Genomic DNA, 15,209 nt, shown 5'->3' with positions numbered 1-15,209 from the left:
AGTCGACCGGTCTAATAAACAACGAAAGCCACGCAATGAGCACAGCCATCAACACCCATCGCCGAATCGTCTTGGCCAAACGTCCTCAGGGCGCACCGACTACCGAAACCTTCAGCCTGCAAAGCGCAGCGTTGCCGGGTCTTGGTGAGGGTCAGGTCTTGCTGCGCACGCTCTATCTCTCCCTCGACCCCTATATGCGCGGCCGCATCAGCGAGGCCAAGTCCTACGCGCAATCGGTCGGCCTTGGTGAATTGATGGTCGGCGCCACGGTCTCTCGAGTGCTAGCCTCCACGCATCCCGAGTTCAAGTTGGGTGAGTTGGTGCTGGGCAATACAGGCTGGCAAGACCACGCCATCTCCGACGGCAGCGGACTGAGCCAGCTTGATCCGCAAATGCCCAGGCCGTCCTGGGCCTTGGGCGTGCTCGGCATGCCGGGCTTCACTGCCTACACCGGCCTCTTGGAAATTGGCCAGGCCAAGGCAGGCGAGACCGTGGTTGTGGCTGCGGCCACCGGGGCGGTCGGCGCCTTGGTCGGGCAAATCGCCAAGATCAAGGGCTGCCGCGTCGTGGGCATTGCCGGTGGCGCTGAAAAATGCCGTTATGCGGTGGAGGAACTGGGCTTCGACGCCTGCATCGATCACCGCGAGGCAGGCTTGGCCGCCAAGTTGGCTGATGCCTGCCCGCAAGGCATTGATGTGTATTTTGAAAACGTCGGTGGCGCGGTATTTCAGGCGGTGCTGCCGCTGCTGAATGTGGGTGCACGCGTCCCCGTCTGCGGCCTGATTGCCCAGTACAACGCACAGGAACTCCCGAGTGGGCCGGACCAAAGCCCGTTGCTGATGCGCGCTTTGTTGACCAAACGCATCCGCATGCAGGGATTCATCATCTTCGACCATTACGACGATCGCTACGGCGAGTTCCTCAAGCAGATGAGTCAATGGTTGGCCGATGGTCGTATCAAGGTATTGGAGGATGTCGTCGTCGGTCTCGAGAACGCCCCTCAGGCCTTCATCGGCCTGCTCGAAGGCCGCAACTTCGGCAAGCTGGTCGTTCAGATGGCCGCATAAACCAAGACCAAATTCACTTCCCCCATTCACACCCAAGGAAACAAAATGAATATTCTGATGGTTCTGACCTCGCACGATCAACTCGGCAACACCGGCCTCAAGACCGGCTTCTGGCTGGAAGAATTTGCCGCGCCCTACTTTGTCTTCAAGGACGCCGGCGCCAAGATCACGCTGGCCTCACCAATGGGCGGCCAGCCGCCGCTGGACCCTAAGAGCGATGACCCAAGCGCTCAGACCGAAGCCACGGCGCGCTTTCGCGCCGACAGCGCCGCCCAGACCTTGCTGGCCTCAACGGCCAAGCTATCCGGCATCCGCGTCGCTGACTTTGACGCCGTGTTCTACCCGGGCGGCCACGGTCCGCTGTGGGACTTGGCCGAGGACAAGCACTCGATCGCCTTGATCGAAGCCTTTGCCCGCGCGGGGAAACCGGTGGCGGCCGTCTGCCACGCACCGGCCGTGCTGCGCCACCCCCAAAACGCCGACGGCACGCCGCTGGTCCAGGGCCGGCGCGTGACCGGCTTCACCAATAGTGAAGAAGCGGCGGTGCAGTTAACCGAGATCGTGCCCTTCCTGGTCGAAGACATGCTCAAGTCCAAGGGCGGCGACTACAGCAAGGCGGCCGACTGGCAACCCTATGCGGTGGTCGACGGCAAGCTCGTGACCGGGCAGAACCCGGCCTCCTCCGACCTTGTTGCGCATGAACTGCTGAAACTGCTGGACTGATTCACCGCGACTCAAGTCGCGTAGAATCACCCACCGGGCCCAAATATTGGCGCCCGGTTTTTCGTTGATCGCACCATCCTTTGCTGATGGCCTCGCGGTCGGATGGCCGGACGTCCAAGTCAAGCGCTCGCAGCCCCAGGTGTGCACTGCATGAACGCACACCGAAACTTGCGAACCAATGATCCATCATGGAAATTTTTGACTACGACAACATCCTGCTGCTGCCACGCAAATGCCGTGTAGAGAGCCGCAGTGAATGCGACACCTCGGTCCAGTTCGGGCCACGCCGCTTCAAGCTGCCCGCCGTGCCGGCCAATATGAAAACGGTGGTCGACGAAAACATCACCGAGCATTTGGCCCGTAACGGCTATTTCTATGTGATGCACCGCTTTGACCTCGATACGGTCGCCTACGCGAAATCAATGCGCGACAAGGGCCTGTTCGTTTCGGTCAGCTCGGGCGTGCAAGCGGCCGACTATGCGGTGATCGACCGCTTGGCGGCAGAAGGCATTGGCGCCGACTACATCACCATCGACATTGCGCATGGCCATGCCGACAGCGTGCAACGCATGATCGCCCACATCAAGCACAAGTTGCCCGACAGCTTTGTGATCGCCGGCAATGTCGGCACGCCCGAGGGTGTGATCGACCTGGAAAACTGGGGCGCCGACGCGACCAAGGTCGGCATCGGCCCGGGCAAGGTCTGCATCACACGCTTAAAGACAGGTTTTGGCACCGGCGGCTGGCAGCTCTCGGCTTTGAAATGGTGCGCGCGCGTGGCCACCAAGCCCATCGTCGCCGACGGCGGCATCCGCCACCACGGCGACATCGCCAAAAGCATGCGCTTTGGCGCGGCCATGGTGATGATTGGCTCGCTCTTCGCCGGCCATGAAGAATCGCCTGGCAACACCGTTGAAGTGGACGGTAAGCTGTTCAAAGAATATTACGGTTCGGCCAGCGACTTCAACAAGGGCGAGTACAAGCATGTCGAGGGCAAGCGCATCTTGGAGCCAGTGAAAGGCAAGTTAGCCGATACCCTGCGCGAGATGCAAGAAGACCTGCAAAGCTCGGTGTCGTACTCGGGTGGCAAGACCTTGGCAGATCTGCGTAAAGTGAACTACGTGGTGCTGGGGGGTGAAAACGCCGGCGAGCACCTATTCATGTAACAGGGCAATGGCAGCCGGCGTTTCGGCGCAGCCAGAACGCAGGGGGACATTTGTTCATGTGATGGGCGGGCGTACAGCCATTCCAATGGATAAGGCTCCCTGCGGCGTTCGATCGAGCGCCGCACTTGACCAACTGCCCGAGCGGCGCGAAATGTTGCCGAATCTTGGTAACTCCGTGGAGCGCAGTGTCCCGGTCAGGATATTTACCAAGCCTAGACTTCCCCCTTGATATCAAGCGCACCTTGGGTGCCGGTCTAACAGGTGGAACTCATTGTGCTGAAAACATTCACCATCGCCGCTTTGGCGGCCGCATTACTGGCCATGGGCTACGCCCTGATACGCATCGAGAAAGAGCGCTACGCCCTCGCGATCGGGCTATGCACGCTAGATCCGGCGGGCCGCAACTCGGTCGTGCCTTGCGAAGCCAGGTTTACAAGTCGAAGCTCTTGGACCGGCCATTTGGCCGCAGCGCTACTGCCGGAATCGTAGAGAAGCAAGCACAAGTTCACCATCAATGACTCGGTCATAGGCAATTCGGCAAGTTGAGGCGAGTGGCAACCTACAATCCAGGCCCTCGCTCCTCTTCTCCCTATGAACTCCACTGCCCGGCCCAGCCGCCGTGCAGCATGCCGCCATCATGACCGAACTCGCCAAATCGTTTGAGCCCGCCGCCCTTGAAGCTCATTGGGGTCCCTTGTGGGAGGCCAAGGGCCTGTACAAGCCCACCCTGGACAGCGCCCGCGAATCGTTTTGCATCCAGTTGCCGCCGCCCAATGTGACCGGTACCCTGCATATGGGCCATGCCTTCAACCAGACCATCATGGACTCGTTGACGCGCTACCACCGCATGCTGGGGCACAACACGCTGTGGGTGCCGGGCACCGACCACGCCGGCATCGCGACCCAAATCGTCGTCGAGCGCCAATTGGCCGACAAGGGCGTCGTGGGCCAGAAGACCCGCCACGACCTGGGCCGCAAGAACTTTGTCGCCCGCGTCTGGGAATGGAAAAAAGAATCCGGCGACACCATCACGCGCCAGATGCGCCGCATGGGCGACAGCGTGTCCTGGGAACATGAGTACTTCACCATGGACGCGGGTCTGTCCAAGGTCGTCAGCGAAACGTTCGTGCGCCTGTTCGAGGAAGGCCTGATCTACCGCGGCAAGCGCCTGGTGAACTGGGACCCGGTGCTGAAGTCCGCCGTTTCGGATCTGGAGGTCAGCAGCGAAGAGGAAGACGGCTTCCTCTGGCATATCCGCTACCCGCTCGCCGATGGCAGCGGCGATCTGGTTGTCGCCACCACCCGCCCGGAAACCATGCTGGGCGATGTGGCCGTGATGGTGCACCCTGAGGATGAGCGTTATGCGGCCTTGATCGGCAAGCAAGTGGTGCTGCCGCTGTGTGATCGCCAGATCCCCGTGATTGCCGATGATTATGTGGACCGCGCCTTTGGTACCGGCGTCGTCAAGGTCACGCCCGCGCATGACACCAATGACTACGCGGTCGGCCAGCGCCATGGCCTGCCGATGATTTGCGTGCTGACGCTGGACGCCAAGATCAATGAGCAAGCGCCCCTGGCCTACCAAGGGCTGGACCGTTTTGTGGCGCGCAAAAAGGTCGTCGCCGATCTGGAGGCCGGCGGCTTCCTGGTCGAGGTCAAGAAGCACAAGCTGATGGTGCCGCGTTGCGAGCGCACCGGCCAGGTGATCGAGCCGATGCTGACCGATCAGTGGTTTGTCGCGATGAACAAGCCCGGCGCCGATGGCAAGAGCATTGCCCAGGGCGCGGTTGAGGCGGTCGCTTCGGGGGATGTGAAGTTCTTCCCCGAGCAATGGGTCAACACCTACAACCACTGGATGGGCAATATCAATGACTGGTGCATCTCGCGCCAGCTCTGGTGGGGCCATCAGATCCCAGCCTGGTACGGTGTTGGCGGCGAGCTCTTTGTGGCGCGCAATGAAGACGAAGCGCGCGCCAAGGCGACAGCCGCCGGCTACACGGGTGAGCTGACCCGCGACGAGGACGTGCTGGACACCTGGTATTCCAGCGCCTTGGTGCCCTTCTCGACCCTGGGCTGGCCGGAGAAGACGCTGGAGCAGGATTTGTTCCTGCCCTCGTCCGTCTTGGTCACCGGTTACGACATCATCTTCTTCTGGGTCGCCCGGATGATCATGATGACCAAGCATTTCACCAAGTCGGACGCGCATCCGAACGGCCAAGTGCCGTTCAAACATGTCTATATCCACGGTCTGGTGCGCGACGCGCAAGGCCAGAAGATGAGCAAATCGGAAGGCAATGTGCTGGACCCGGTAGACCTGATCGACGGCATCGAGTTGGCCCCGCTGCTGGAAAAACGCTCGCATGGCCTGCGTCGCCCCGAGACGGCGCCCAAGGTCCGCAAGGCAACCGAGAAGGAGTTCCCGGAAGGCATCCCCGCTTTCGGCGCCGATGCCTTGCGTTTCACTTTTGCGTCATTGGCATCACTGGGTCGGAACATCAGCTTCGACACCAAGCGCTGCGAGGGCTATCGCAATTTCTGCAACAAGCTCTGGAACGCGACCCGTTTTGTCCTGATGAACACCGAGGGCCAGGATTGCGGCCTGCAAGAACATACCAAGGACCAATGCGCGCCGGGCGCCGAGCTCCACGGCTATCTGTCCTTCAGCCAAGCGGACCGCTGGATCACCAGCGAGTTGCAGAAGGTCGAGATGACGATTGCGCAGGGCTTTGCCGAATACCGGCTGGACTTTGTGGCCAACGCGATCTACTCATTCGTGTGGGACGAGTATTGCGACTGGTATTTGGAAATCGCCAAGGTGCAGATCCAGAACGGCAACGAGGCGCAGCAGCGCGCCACGCGCCGCACGCTGATCCGCGTGCTGGAAACGATTCTGCGTCTGCTGCACCCGATCGCCCCCTTCATCACCGAAGAGCTGTGGCAGACCGTGGCGCCGATCGCCGGGCGCAAATCGACCGAGTACCTGGTCACCGCCGCCTACCCTATCGCCCAGCCTGAGCGCATTGATGCGGCAGCGATTGCCTGGGTCGACAACCTGAAGGCCATCGTCAGCACCTGCCGCAGCCTGCGCAGCGAGATGAACCTGTCGGCCTCGGCGCGCGTGCCGCTGCTGGTCGGCGGTGACACCGGCTTTGTGGCCGAGGCCGCGCCCTTCCTGAAGACGCTGGCCAAGTTGAGCGAGGTGCAGATCATCGGCGACGATGCGGCCTTTGCGGCGGCCAGTGCCAGCTCGCCGGTGCTGGTACATGGCGAGGCACGCCTGGCCCTGCATGTGGAAATCGATGTGGCGGCCGAAACGGCGCGCCTGAACAAGGAAATCGCGCGCCTGGAGGGCGAGGTCGTCAAGATCGAGGCCAAGCTCGGCACCGAGAGCTTTGTGGCGCGCGCCCCCGCCGCTGTGGTCGAACAGGAGCGTCAGCGTCTGCTCGATTTCAGCAACACCGTGATGCGCTTGCGCGCGCAATTAAACCAGTTGCTGGCCCGCTGACGCGGGTCAGCGCCACCGGCGTTCGGCTACGGGATCAGCTAACGCGCCTGGCCCGCTGATCCTGAACTCCGGCGCCGGCTCCGGCGGCGCCGCCAGCAATTCATCAATGCGCCGCGCCACGCCCCAAGCGGCGCGGGTGCGTGACTCACGCGTGGTGCTGGCCAGCCGGGGCGTGACCTGAAACGAGGGCACACCGTGCAAGGGGCAGCCGGGCTCTTGAAGGCCCGGCTCCATGCTGTCGAACCAGGCCGCCAAAATGCGGCCGCTGGTGAGTGCCTCGGCCAAGGCTTGATCGTCAAAAATCGCCGAATGCGCAATGCTGACCAGCACCTGATCGGGTTTGGCAAAACCCAGCACGCGCTCGCCCATCAGGCCCCGATAGCGCGGAAAGTAAGCCAGCTGCACACATACACCGTCACTTTGCTCCATCAAGTCACGCAGCGGCAGCGGCTCGACCCCCCATTGCGCCCACAGCGGGTCACTCTGGTGCAAGCTCGGGTCATAACCAATGACCCGCGTGCCAAAGGCCGGCAGCAACTGCGCCAACATGCGTGAAGCCGGCGTCATGCCGATCAAGCCGATCGTCGCGCAACCGAGTTCGCGCCCCACCATCATGCCGTCGTTGGCCAGCACGGGCACACGCCGCAGCAACGCCAACAAGGCACCAATGGCAAACTCTGCCTCGGCGCTGGCGGTGGCGGTGAGACTGCGGATCACCTCGACGCGCGCGGCGCGGCAGGCATCCAGATCGATGTTCTCGCCACCGGCACTCACGCGCCCGACCACCCGCAGGCGCGGAGCGGCCCGCAAGAGGGCGGCGTCCACGGCCACGCTGGGCGGCACGATCAGGGCTCGGGTGTGATGCAAAGCTTGCAAGAGCTGCGCGGTCTCGCCGACCAACTCGGGGGCAAAACGAACGCTATTGCGCTCCGATAGCCATTGCATGACCTCGGCTTCGAGCGGTTCTAAGATCAGCAGACTCATGTCATTTTTCAATGTTGTAATCTCGGCATTGGCGCGAATACCCCACAAAGACCCCATGCAACAATAAGCGCCAGCCAATAGGAGAGTGTACGGTTATGGCAGTCAACACAATCACGAAAGCGATCTTCCCCGTCGCCGGTTTAGGAACTCGATTTTTGCCCGCCACCAAGGCGCAGCCCAAAGAGATGCTGCCGGTGGTGGACAAACCGTTGATCCAGTACGCGGTAGAGGAAGCCTACGCCGCCGGTGTCAGGGAAATGATTTTCGTCACCGGCCGGCACAAGCGTCCGATCGAAGACCACTTTGACATGACTTTCGAATTAGAGGTAGCCCTCGAACAGGCGGGTAAGGAAGAATTATTGGCCGTGGTGCATAGCGTCAAGCCGGATGACATGGAATGCGTCTACGTTCGGCAAGCTCAGGCGCTCGGTTTGGGCCACGCGGTGCTGTGCGCACAGCGTCTGGTCGGCAATGAGCCCTTTGCCGTCTTGCTCGCCGATGACTTGATGGTGGGTCAGCCGCCGGTGCTCAAGCAAATGGTCGACCAATTCACCGATTGGCGTGCCTCGATCTTGGCTGTGCAGGAAGTGCCCGCCGAGCATACGCGCCGTTATGGCATCGTGGCCGGCACCCAGATCAACGACAAGTTGATGGATGTCAGCCGCATCATTGAGAAGCCGGCCCCCGAAGACGCCCCGTCACGCATGGCGGTGGCGGGGCGCTACATCTTGACGCCCGGCATCTTTCACGAAATCGCCAATCAGCCACGCGGCGTTGGCGGCGAGATTCAACTGACCGACGGCATCGCCGGTTTGCTGCGCCGCGAAAAGGTATTTGCCTATCGCTATGAAGGCAAGCGCTATGACTGCGGCAGCAAGGAAGGCTTTCTACAGGCCAATGTGGAACTTGCTCTGGCGCATCCACAGCTTGGCCCTGGCTTCCGCGAATTCCTGCGCACGCTGGAGCTTTGAATTCATCAAAGCCGAGCCAAGTAAAAAGGCACGCATGCGTGGCCTTTTTTTCGCCGAAACAGGCCGCAGAGCAGGTCTCAGCGCCGCTTCAGCACATGAATGAACTCGTCCGCTAGCGTGCTTTGCTCCATCAGCTCATTGCCGGTTTGGCGGGCGAAGGCCTGAAAGTCGCGGGTTGAACCGGGGTCGGTTGCGATCACCTTCAACAACTGCCCGCTCTCCATCTCGGCCAAGGCCTTCTTGGCCTTCAAGATGGGCAAGGGGCAATTCAGCCCTCGTGTATCCAGTTCTTTGTGAACGTCCATTTTTTGTGATCCTTGAGCTGGCTTAGCGCCCTATTTTAGAGGCGAGCCCGCCTGCGGGCTCAGGCATTTCAGGCCGGGAAAACGCCGGTAGACAGATAGCGGTCGCCACGGTCGCAAACCACGAAAACAATCGTTGCGTTCTCCACCGTCCGCGCCAACTGCAAGGCCACCCAGCAAGCGCCTGCCGCCGAGATGCCGGCAAAAATTCCCTCCTCCCGAGCCATTCGACGAGCCATTTCTTCGGCATCAACCTGACTCACCAACACCAGCTCATCGACGGCCAGCGGGTTATAGATTTTAGGCAGATAGGCTTCCGGCCATTTGCGAATACCCGGAATCCGAGAACCCTCGGCCGGCTGCGCACCGATGACGCGCACGCCCGGGTTTTGCTCTTTCAAAAAACGCGACACGCCGGTGATGGTGCCGGTCGTGCCCATGGCGCTGACGAAATGAGTGATCTGCCCGTCGGTATCGCGCCACAATTCCGGCCCGGTCGTTTCATAGTGAACACGCGGATTGTCGGCATTAGCAAATTGATCCAGTACGCGCCCTTTGCCGTCTTTTTCCATCTGATCGGCCAAATCGCGGGCGTATTCCATACCGCCTGATCTGGGCGTCAGGATCAATTCGGCGCCAAAGGCCTTCATGGTTTGCGCCCGCTCGATCGACAAATCCTCCGGCATGATCAAGACCATGCGGTAACCCCGAATAGCCGCCGCCATCGCCAAAGCAATGCCCGTGTTGCCCGAGGTCGCCTCGATCAAGGTGTCGCCGGGCTTGATTTCTCCGCGCTCTTCGGCGCGCCTGATCATGCTGATGGCCGGTCGATCCTTCACCGAGCCCGCCGGGTTGTTGCCCTCCAGCTTGGCCAGGATCACATTGCCGCGCTCAGCCAGCTCTGGAGTCAGCAGCCGCTGCAGTCGAATCAGCGGCGTGTTGCCAATGACGTCTTCAAGGCTGGGGTATTGTTTATTGCTGATGATCTTGCTCATGACCGACATTGTGGCAGTCAAAGTGAAATAAGTGTTTACAAGGCTTAAATTGTCATGGCATAATCGTGGGCTTCAGCAGCGAGATACCTGCCAACACCCAGCCCGGGTGGCGGAATCGGTAGACGCAGGGGACTCAAAATCCCCCGCCGCAAGGTGTGCCGGTTCGAGTCCGGCCTCGGGCACCATAGGTCAAACTAGGGTGACAGGTAGATTGCAGTTGAGGTCGTTGCGCATTGATGGATTGAGCCATTGATGCGCTGCGCAGATAGCCACCCTTGAGGTGGCTTTTTTGCGTCCTTTCACCGATGGCTTGCCTCGTTAGCTGCGCCGAACGGCATGCAAATTTCAGCGCATCCGCCTGCGATTACACTCGGGCCTTTGCAAGGGCAAAAATTCGCCCAGCACCCATTCGCGGCATTCAGAGAGCTAGTCATTCATGCCCCAGATCCCTCCGGTTACCAAGGCCTTCATGCTGGCCTGTGTTGGCTTGTACTGCGCGTTCTTGCTGCTCCCGCGCGGCTTGCAAGTGCCTTTTGAGTTGTGGCCATTGCTGTCGGGCCGCTTCATGCCTTGGCAGCCCATCAGCTACGCCTTTTTGCATGGCGGCGAGTTTCATTTGTTTTTCAATATGCTGGGCCTGTGGATGTTTGGCTCGGAGCTGGAACGCGTTTGGGGCGCCAAGCGCTACACCCAAATTCTGGTCGCCAGCACACTCAGCGCGGCCGCGGTTCAATTAATTGTGACATTGCTGGCCGGATCAATGGCGCCGACCGTGGGCGCCTCGGGCGCTTTGTTTGGCCTGCTCTTGTCCTTCGGCATGCTCTTCCCCGACCGCATCATCGTGCCGCTGTTCCCACCCATTCCGATGAAGGCCAAGTACTTTGTCGCGATCTTTGGCGCATTGGAATTGCTGATGGGTCTGAACAACAACAGCAGCGTTGCGCATTTCGCGCACCTCGGCGGCATGCTGGGCGCCTATTTGCTGATTCGCTACTGGCGCACGGCCCGTCGCCGCTGATCAGGCCAAGAGGCCATCGGCAAGCCGCGCATAGCGAAGGCGCAGACCTAACTCGGTCTTCAAGCGGGTATTGATCAGACGCCGCGATTCGCTCATGAAACTGAGCTGCATCGGCGACATCAATCGCTGCGCCTGCGCCCGATCAATCCGCGCAGGTCTCGGCAAGCCGCAGAGATCGGCCGCCAGGTCGAAGTAATCACCCATCAGCATTTCACTGTCATCACAGACATGAATGACACGCTGACTGAGGCCGCGAGATAGCGCCAAGACACAGGCGCGCGCCAGATCATCGGCATGAATATGGTTGGTGAACACATCATCCTCGCGCCGCAGCACCGGTGAGCCGCGAGCCAGGCGTTCGCGGGGGTGGCCGCCGACACGGTTCGAAGCGTAGATTCCCGGAATGCGCAAAATCGTCACCGCCGAGCCGAACTCGGCACCAAAGCGCCGCATACGCTGCTCGGCATCGACTCGGCGTCGCGCCCGGTCGGTCGCTGGGGCGGTTGGCCTAGCCTCATCAAAACGAGCTCCGTCGCAATCGCCGTAGACCCCCGTCGTACTGGCATACACGACGCGCTTGGGTGGCGACTTACGAGCCAGCGCAGCCAGCAAATTGGCGGTTCGACGGTCTTGCGCACCGCTGGACGCCGGCGGCGCCAGATGCAGCACGCAATCGGCAATGCCGGCCAAACGAGCCAGCGTGGCCGGCTGATCCAAATTACCCATGAGCGGGCAAGCCCCCGCCGCGCGAATTTCTCGCAAACGTGCCGGGCTTGAGGTCAAGGCCAAGACGCGCCAACGCTCGCCCAACAGACCCAATACCCGCATGCCAACATCGCCACAACCAACGATCAACAGGCGTGGCCGGCCTAGCTTGTTGGCCGCGCGATGCGTATTCACATGGGGAGCTACGGACTCGAAGGCTGACGAACTGAGAAGCATGTTTCAAGCTCAGGCAAAATAGCGGGCAGTGTACGGCCCGGCTTTCCCGGGCCGCTCTTGCATTTAAGAGCCCCTCGCATGAATTTCCAAGTCACCGTGCAGCCAAGCGGCCGCGTCTTTTCCGTCGAACGCGATGAAACTATGTTGAGCGCTGCCATTCGCGCTGGCGTTGGGCTGCCCTATGGCTGCCGCGACGGCGCCTGCGGCTCCTGCAAAAGTCGGCTACTGGATGGCAGGGTCATACACGGCGCCCATCAGCCCAAAACCTTGACCGAGGCGGAAGAGGCCGCAGGATTTGTGCTGACCTGCTGCGCGACGCCGCAAACCGACTGCATACTCGAAGCCCGTACGGTAGCAGGCGTCGGAGAGTTCCCGGTGCTCAAACTGCCCAGCCGGGTCTTGAGCCTGGAGAAGCCGACGGCCGATGTAGCGGTCTTGCGCCTGCAACTGCCGGCGACCCAGAACTTTCAATATCACGCTGGCCAGTATGTGGAGTTCATTCTTCGCGATGGCGCGCGCCGCAGCTACAGCATGGCCAACGCGCCTCATAGCATGCCGGGCTTCGTCGAGCTGCACATCCGCCATATGCCGGGCGGCAAGTTCACCGACCATGTGTTTGGTGCGATGAAGGAGAAAGACATCTTGCGCCTGGAAGGTCCGTTTGGCAGTTTCTTCCTGCGCGAAGACAGCGACAAGCCCATCATCTTGCTCGGCAGCGGCACCGGCTTCGCCCCGCTGAAAGCCATCATCGAACGCATTCAACACCTTGGCCTGACGCGGCCAACCACGCTGTACTGGGGCTGCCGCAGCAAGGCAGACTTGTATTTGCATGACTGGGCCGTTGAGGCTGCGGCGACGACGCCCGGCCTGAGCTACATCCCCGTATTGTCGGATGCCAAGCCCGAGGATGGCTGGAGCGGTAGAACCGGTTTCGTGCATCAGGCCGTGATGGCCGATCTGCCCGACCTGTCGGGCCACCAAGTTTATGCCTGCGGTGTGCCGGTGATGGTGGAATCGGCCAAAGTGGACTTCACGGCGAATTGCGGCCTGCCGCCGGAAGAGTTTTACGCCGACGCCTTCACATCCGAAGCTGACAAGCAGTAACGAGCAGCCAACTCAAGTTCCCGAGGTTTCAAGCAGCCATGATGTTTGCCCCACCCTATGTAGCCGCCGAGCAGTTCGAAGTGCAACTGCGTGAACAAGGTGCGGTGGTGATTGAGCCCGGCAGTCTGCCGCTGGCGCTCGGCCGCCAACTCGCCGGTCTGGACGAGCTGCCAGCCTTCTGGAGCGACCTGCCACCGGACGCCTACCTGCGCGATGGTGGGCGCTACCGCTTTCGTCGCCATGGCTGCTTTGTTGCCGAGGGTCAGGTTTTGACACAAGCGCCGCACCGTGCCCATTGGCAACCGCTCGACTACAACGCCTTGCATGGCGGCATCGAGCGTTGGTTCGAGCCCTTGGCGGACGAGATGCTTGTCCTGCCGGTCTGGCATCAACTGATGCTGGGCTTGGCCGACGTGGCCTCCCGATTGAAGGGCGAACGGCCCTGGTTCATCGAAGCGCATCAATTCCGCATCGACACCACCGACGGCATCGGCCGCCCGACCCCCGAGGGCGCGCACCGGGACGGCGTCGACTTTGTGGCGGTGTTCCTGATCGACCGCCAAGGCATCAAGGGCGGAGAATCGAGGGTCTTTGATGCCCAAGGTCCGAACGGTCAGCGTTTCACGATGACGCGGCCCTGGACCCTGCTGCTGCTGGACGACGAGCGGGTGATTCACGAGACCACGCCGATCCAACCAAGCGCCGAGCATGGCCATCGCGACACCCTGGTCGTGACGCTGCGAGCCGGCGGTTTTCAGGCAATTTGAGGCATTTCGGCCGAGGCAAACTTGGCCGTCGGCCGCCCGCGCAATTACACTTGCCGGCCTCGGCCACCAAAAGCGGCCGAATCCTGGGCTTCAAGCCCTTTCATCAGCATCACGAGTGCCATCAAGACATGAATGCAATTTCCGATTTTGCCCGCGCCATCGCGGCCGCGCCCGCTTCGTCCATCCCCTCTTCGCTGTTCGGCCTTCCCGACCAGGCACCACATGAGCGCGTGCTGCTGGCGGCCGATGCCGAGACCGGCCTGAAGGCAATTCTGGCCGTGCACAGCACCGCCCGAGGCCCCGCTTTCGGCGGCTGCCGCTTCTGGACCTATGACAACGAACTGGCCGCGCTGAACGACTCGCTGCGCCTGTCACAAGGCATGAGCCTGAAGAACGCCTTGGCCGACCTGCCGTTCGGTGGCGGCAAGGCCGTCATCATCAAACCAGCAGGCCACTTTGACCGCCCTGCCCTGTTCGCCGCCTTTGGCCGCGCCGTGCAGTCTTTGGAAGGCGCCTACATCACCGCCGAAGACGTCGGCACCACCACCGCCGACATGCTGGGCATGCAGGCCCAAACTCAGTTCGTCAGCGGTATCCCGCGCGCCGGCGCTTTTGGTGGCGACCCCAGCCCCAAGACCGCCTGGGGCGTGTTCGTCTCGATCGAAGCCGGTGTCAAGCTGCACCTGAAGCGCAGCTCGCTGGAAGGCGTGCGCGTGGCCATTCAAGGCCTGGGCGCGGTGGGCTGGCATCTGGCCGAGTTCCTGCACAAGGCCGGCGCCAAGCTGGTTGTCACCGATGTCGACGCCGCAAAAATTGCGCGCGCGCAGCAACTGCTGGGCGCGCAGGCGGTCGGCATTGACGAGATCTTGTCGGCCGATGTCGACGTGTTGGCGCCTTGCGCCCTGGGTGCCGCACTCAACAGCGTCAGCGTGCCTCAGATCCGCGCTCAGCTGATCGCCGGCGCCGCCAACAACCAATTGGCGACCGCCGCCGATGGCGACGCCTTGCAGCAGCGCGGCATCTGCTACCTGCCCGACTATCTGGTCAACGCCGGCGGCATCATCAGCGTGGCCCGCGAGTACCGCAACGAAGGCGAAGAGTCGGCCGTGATGGCCGAGGTCAGCCGCATCGGTGATCGCGTCGCCGAGTTGCTGGAGCGCGTCAAGCTGGAGAACTCCACCCCCGGCCGCGTGGCCGACGCCTGGGCGCGTGCCAAGCTGGTCAAGCCGGCCTGAGCATCCAAGCGCACAACAAAAAAGCGGCCATTGGCCGCCTTTTTTCATCGGGCAGGACTCTCATTCCCCCAGATAAGCCGCCCTGACCTTCGGATCATCCAGCAGCGTCTTGCCCTCGCCCGACATCGTCACCAGACCCGACTCCATCACATAGCCCCGGTTGGCAATCTGCAGCGCGCGGCTGGCGTTTTGCTCCACCAACAATATGGTCACGCCCTGCTTGTGGATGTCGTTGATGACCTCGAATATCTTGTCCACCATGATGGGGCTCAGGCCCATCGACGGTTCGTCCAAGAGCAGCACTTTGGGCTGCGTCATCAAGGCGCGGCCCATCGCCAGCATCTGCTGCTCGCCGCCCGACATCGTGCCGGCCAGCTGCAGCCGCCGCTCTTTGAGGCGAGGGAAGATCGCGAACACCTTGTCGATGTCC

The 15,209-nt window shown here is 61.6% G+C and carries 14 protein-coding genes and 1 tRNA gene; 10 read left to right on the top strand and 5 right to left on the bottom strand.

From position 1 onward, the window contains the following. Positions 1 to 35: 35 nt before the first annotated feature. The 4 genes from LNV07_RS22225 to LNV07_RS22210 all read left to right on the top strand — a co-directional run bounded on the left by LNV07_RS22225 (position 36) and on the right by LNV07_RS22210 (position 6,461). Positions 36 to 1,067, top strand: coding sequence for an NADP-dependent oxidoreductase (locus LNV07_RS22225; RefSeq protein WP_263573392.1), 1,032 nt, complete (start codon positions 36 to 38; stop codon positions 1,065 to 1,067). Positions 1,068 to 1,112: 45 nt separating this feature from the next. After that, entirely contained in the window at positions 1,113 to 1,790 is a 678-nt protein-coding gene (locus LNV07_RS22220) for a type 1 glutamine amidotransferase domain-containing protein (RefSeq protein ID WP_263573391.1), read from the top strand. A 188-nt stretch (positions 1,791 to 1,978) separates the two neighbouring features. After that, positions 1,979 to 2,956 carry a GMP reductase gene (locus LNV07_RS22215; RefSeq protein WP_263573390.1) on the top strand — a complete coding sequence of 326 codons (978 nt, stop codon included), beginning with the start codon at positions 1,979 to 1,981 and terminating at the stop codon, positions 2,954 to 2,956. Positions 2,957 to 3,593: 637 nt separating this feature from the next. After that, a complete protein-coding gene (locus LNV07_RS22210; RefSeq protein ID WP_263573389.1) occupies positions 3,594 to 6,461 on the top strand; it encodes a valine--tRNA ligase in 2,868 nt (955 codons plus the stop codon). A 6-nt stretch (positions 6,462 to 6,467) separates the two neighbouring features. Here LNV07_RS22210 and LNV07_RS22205 read toward each other — a convergent pair whose 3' ends face one another. Next, the gene (locus LNV07_RS22205) at positions 6,468 to 7,445 is read right to left on the bottom strand and encodes an NAD(P)-dependent oxidoreductase (protein ID WP_263573388.1); all 978 of its coding nucleotides are present in this window, start codon (positions 7,443 to 7,445) and stop codon (positions 6,468 to 6,470) included. 95 nt (positions 7,446 to 7,540) lie between these two features. Between LNV07_RS22205 and galU the strand changes: the two genes are divergently transcribed. Further along, positions 7,541 to 8,416: a UTP--glucose-1-phosphate uridylyltransferase GalU gene (gene galU, locus LNV07_RS22200; protein ID WP_263573387.1), complete on the top strand. Its 876-nt coding sequence runs from the start codon at positions 7,541 to 7,543 to the stop codon at positions 8,414 to 8,416. Between the two features lie 77 nt (positions 8,417 to 8,493). Here the strand turns inward: galU and LNV07_RS22195 are convergent, their stop codons facing one another. Together LNV07_RS22195 and cysM are read right to left on the bottom strand one after the other, a co-directional pair. Next, positions 8,494 to 8,721: a sulfurtransferase TusA family protein gene (locus LNV07_RS22195; protein ID WP_263573386.1), complete on the bottom strand. Its 228-nt coding sequence runs from the start codon at positions 8,719 to 8,721 to the stop codon at positions 8,494 to 8,496. 68 nt (positions 8,722 to 8,789) lie between these two features. Next, on the bottom strand, positions 8,790 to 9,713 hold the full coding sequence (gene cysM / locus LNV07_RS22190) for a cysteine synthase CysM (RefSeq protein ID WP_263573385.1): 924 nt from the start codon (positions 9,711 to 9,713) through the stop codon (positions 8,790 to 8,792). 100 nt (positions 9,714 to 9,813) lie between these two features. Here cysM and LNV07_RS22185 point away from each other — a divergent pair. After that, positions 9,814 to 9,898: transfer RNA gene (locus LNV07_RS22185), tRNA-Leu, on the top strand. Positions 9,899 to 10,149: 251 nt separating this feature from the next. Continuing rightward, positions 10,150 to 10,731, top strand: coding sequence for a rhomboid family intramembrane serine protease (locus tag LNV07_RS22180; RefSeq protein WP_263573384.1), 582 nt, complete (start codon positions 10,150 to 10,152; stop codon positions 10,729 to 10,731). Here the strand turns inward: LNV07_RS22180 and LNV07_RS22175 are convergent, their stop codons facing one another. Next, positions 10,732 to 11,631 carry an SDR family oxidoreductase gene (locus LNV07_RS22175; RefSeq protein ID WP_263573383.1) on the bottom strand — a complete coding sequence of 300 codons (900 nt, stop codon included), beginning with the start codon at positions 11,629 to 11,631 and terminating at the stop codon, positions 10,732 to 10,734. 120 nt (positions 11,632 to 11,751) lie between these two features. Here LNV07_RS22175 and LNV07_RS22170 point away from each other — a divergent pair, with 120 nt between their 5' ends. The 3 genes from LNV07_RS22170 (at position 11,752) to LNV07_RS22160 (ending at position 14,779) form a co-directional block, all read left to right on the top strand. After that, the gene (locus tag LNV07_RS22170; RefSeq protein ID WP_263573382.1) at positions 11,752 to 12,777 is read left to right on the top strand and encodes a CDP-6-deoxy-delta-3,4-glucoseen reductase; all 1,026 of its coding nucleotides are present in this window, start codon (positions 11,752 to 11,754) and stop codon (positions 12,775 to 12,777) included. 41 nt (positions 12,778 to 12,818) lie between these two features. Beyond that, positions 12,819 to 13,544 carry a 2OG-Fe dioxygenase family protein gene (locus LNV07_RS22165; RefSeq protein WP_318013788.1) on the top strand — a complete coding sequence of 242 codons (726 nt, stop codon included), beginning with the start codon at positions 12,819 to 12,821 and terminating at the stop codon, positions 13,542 to 13,544. A gap of 128 nt (positions 13,545 to 13,672) precedes the next feature. Then, a complete protein-coding gene (locus LNV07_RS22160; protein WP_263573380.1) occupies positions 13,673 to 14,779 on the top strand; it encodes a Leu/Phe/Val dehydrogenase in 1,107 nt (368 codons plus the stop codon). A 60-nt stretch (positions 14,780 to 14,839) separates the two neighbouring features. On the opposite strand, the gene LNV07_RS22155 is transcribed toward LNV07_RS22160, so the two are convergent. Further along, positions 14,840 to 15,209, bottom strand: a 370-nt coding sequence (locus tag LNV07_RS22155; RefSeq protein WP_263573379.1) for an ABC transporter ATP-binding protein, incomplete at its 5' end; no start/stop codon positions are given.

It is taken from the genome of Roseateles oligotrophus, from assembly GCF_025717515.1.
GTDB lineage: Bacteria > Pseudomonadota > Gammaproteobacteria > Burkholderiales > Burkholderiaceae_C > Paucibacter_A > Paucibacter_A oligotrophus.
This window is presented reverse-complemented; position numbering and strand designations above follow the sequence as displayed.

What these genes read in the sequence shown, in the direction of transcription:
- LNV07_RS22220 (WP_263573391.1), top strand. Translation starts at nt 1,113, where the DNA reads ATGAATATTCTGATGGTTCTGACCTCGCACGATCAACTCGGCAACACC.
- cysM (WP_263573385.1), bottom strand. Translation starts at nt 9,713, where the DNA reads ATGAGCAAGATCATCAGCAATAAACAATACCCCAGCCTTGAAGACGTC.
- LNV07_RS22205 (WP_263573388.1), bottom strand. Translation starts at nt 7,445, where the DNA reads ATGAGTCTGCTGATCTTAGAACCGCTCGAAGCCGAGGTCATGCAATGG.
- LNV07_RS22165 (WP_318013788.1), top strand. Translation starts at nt 12,819, where the DNA reads ATGTTTGCCCCACCCTATGTAGCCGCCGAGCAGTTCGAAGTGCAACTG.
- LNV07_RS22215 (WP_263573390.1), top strand. Translation starts at nt 1,979, where the DNA reads ATGGAAATTTTTGACTACGACAACATCCTGCTGCTGCCACGCAAATGC.
- LNV07_RS22160 (WP_263573380.1), top strand. Translation starts at nt 13,673, where the DNA reads ATGAATGCAATTTCCGATTTTGCCCGCGCCATCGCGGCCGCGCCCGCT.
- LNV07_RS22180 (WP_263573384.1), top strand. Translation starts at nt 10,150, where the DNA reads ATGCCCCAGATCCCTCCGGTTACCAAGGCCTTCATGCTGGCCTGTGTT.
- LNV07_RS22195 (WP_263573386.1), bottom strand. Translation starts at nt 8,721, where the DNA reads ATGGACGTTCACAAAGAACTGGATACACGAGGGCTGAATTGCCCCTTG.
- LNV07_RS22170 (WP_263573382.1), top strand. Translation starts at nt 11,752, where the DNA reads ATGAATTTCCAAGTCACCGTGCAGCCAAGCGGCCGCGTCTTTTCCGTC.
- galU (WP_263573387.1), top strand. Translation starts at nt 7,541, where the DNA reads ATGGCAGTCAACACAATCACGAAAGCGATCTTCCCCGTCGCCGGTTTA.
- LNV07_RS22225 (WP_263573392.1), top strand. Translation starts at nt 36, where the DNA reads ATGAGCACAGCCATCAACACCCATCGCCGAATCGTCTTGGCCAAACGT.
- LNV07_RS22210 (WP_263573389.1), top strand. Translation starts at nt 3,594, where the DNA reads ATGACCGAACTCGCCAAATCGTTTGAGCCCGCCGCCCTTGAAGCTCAT.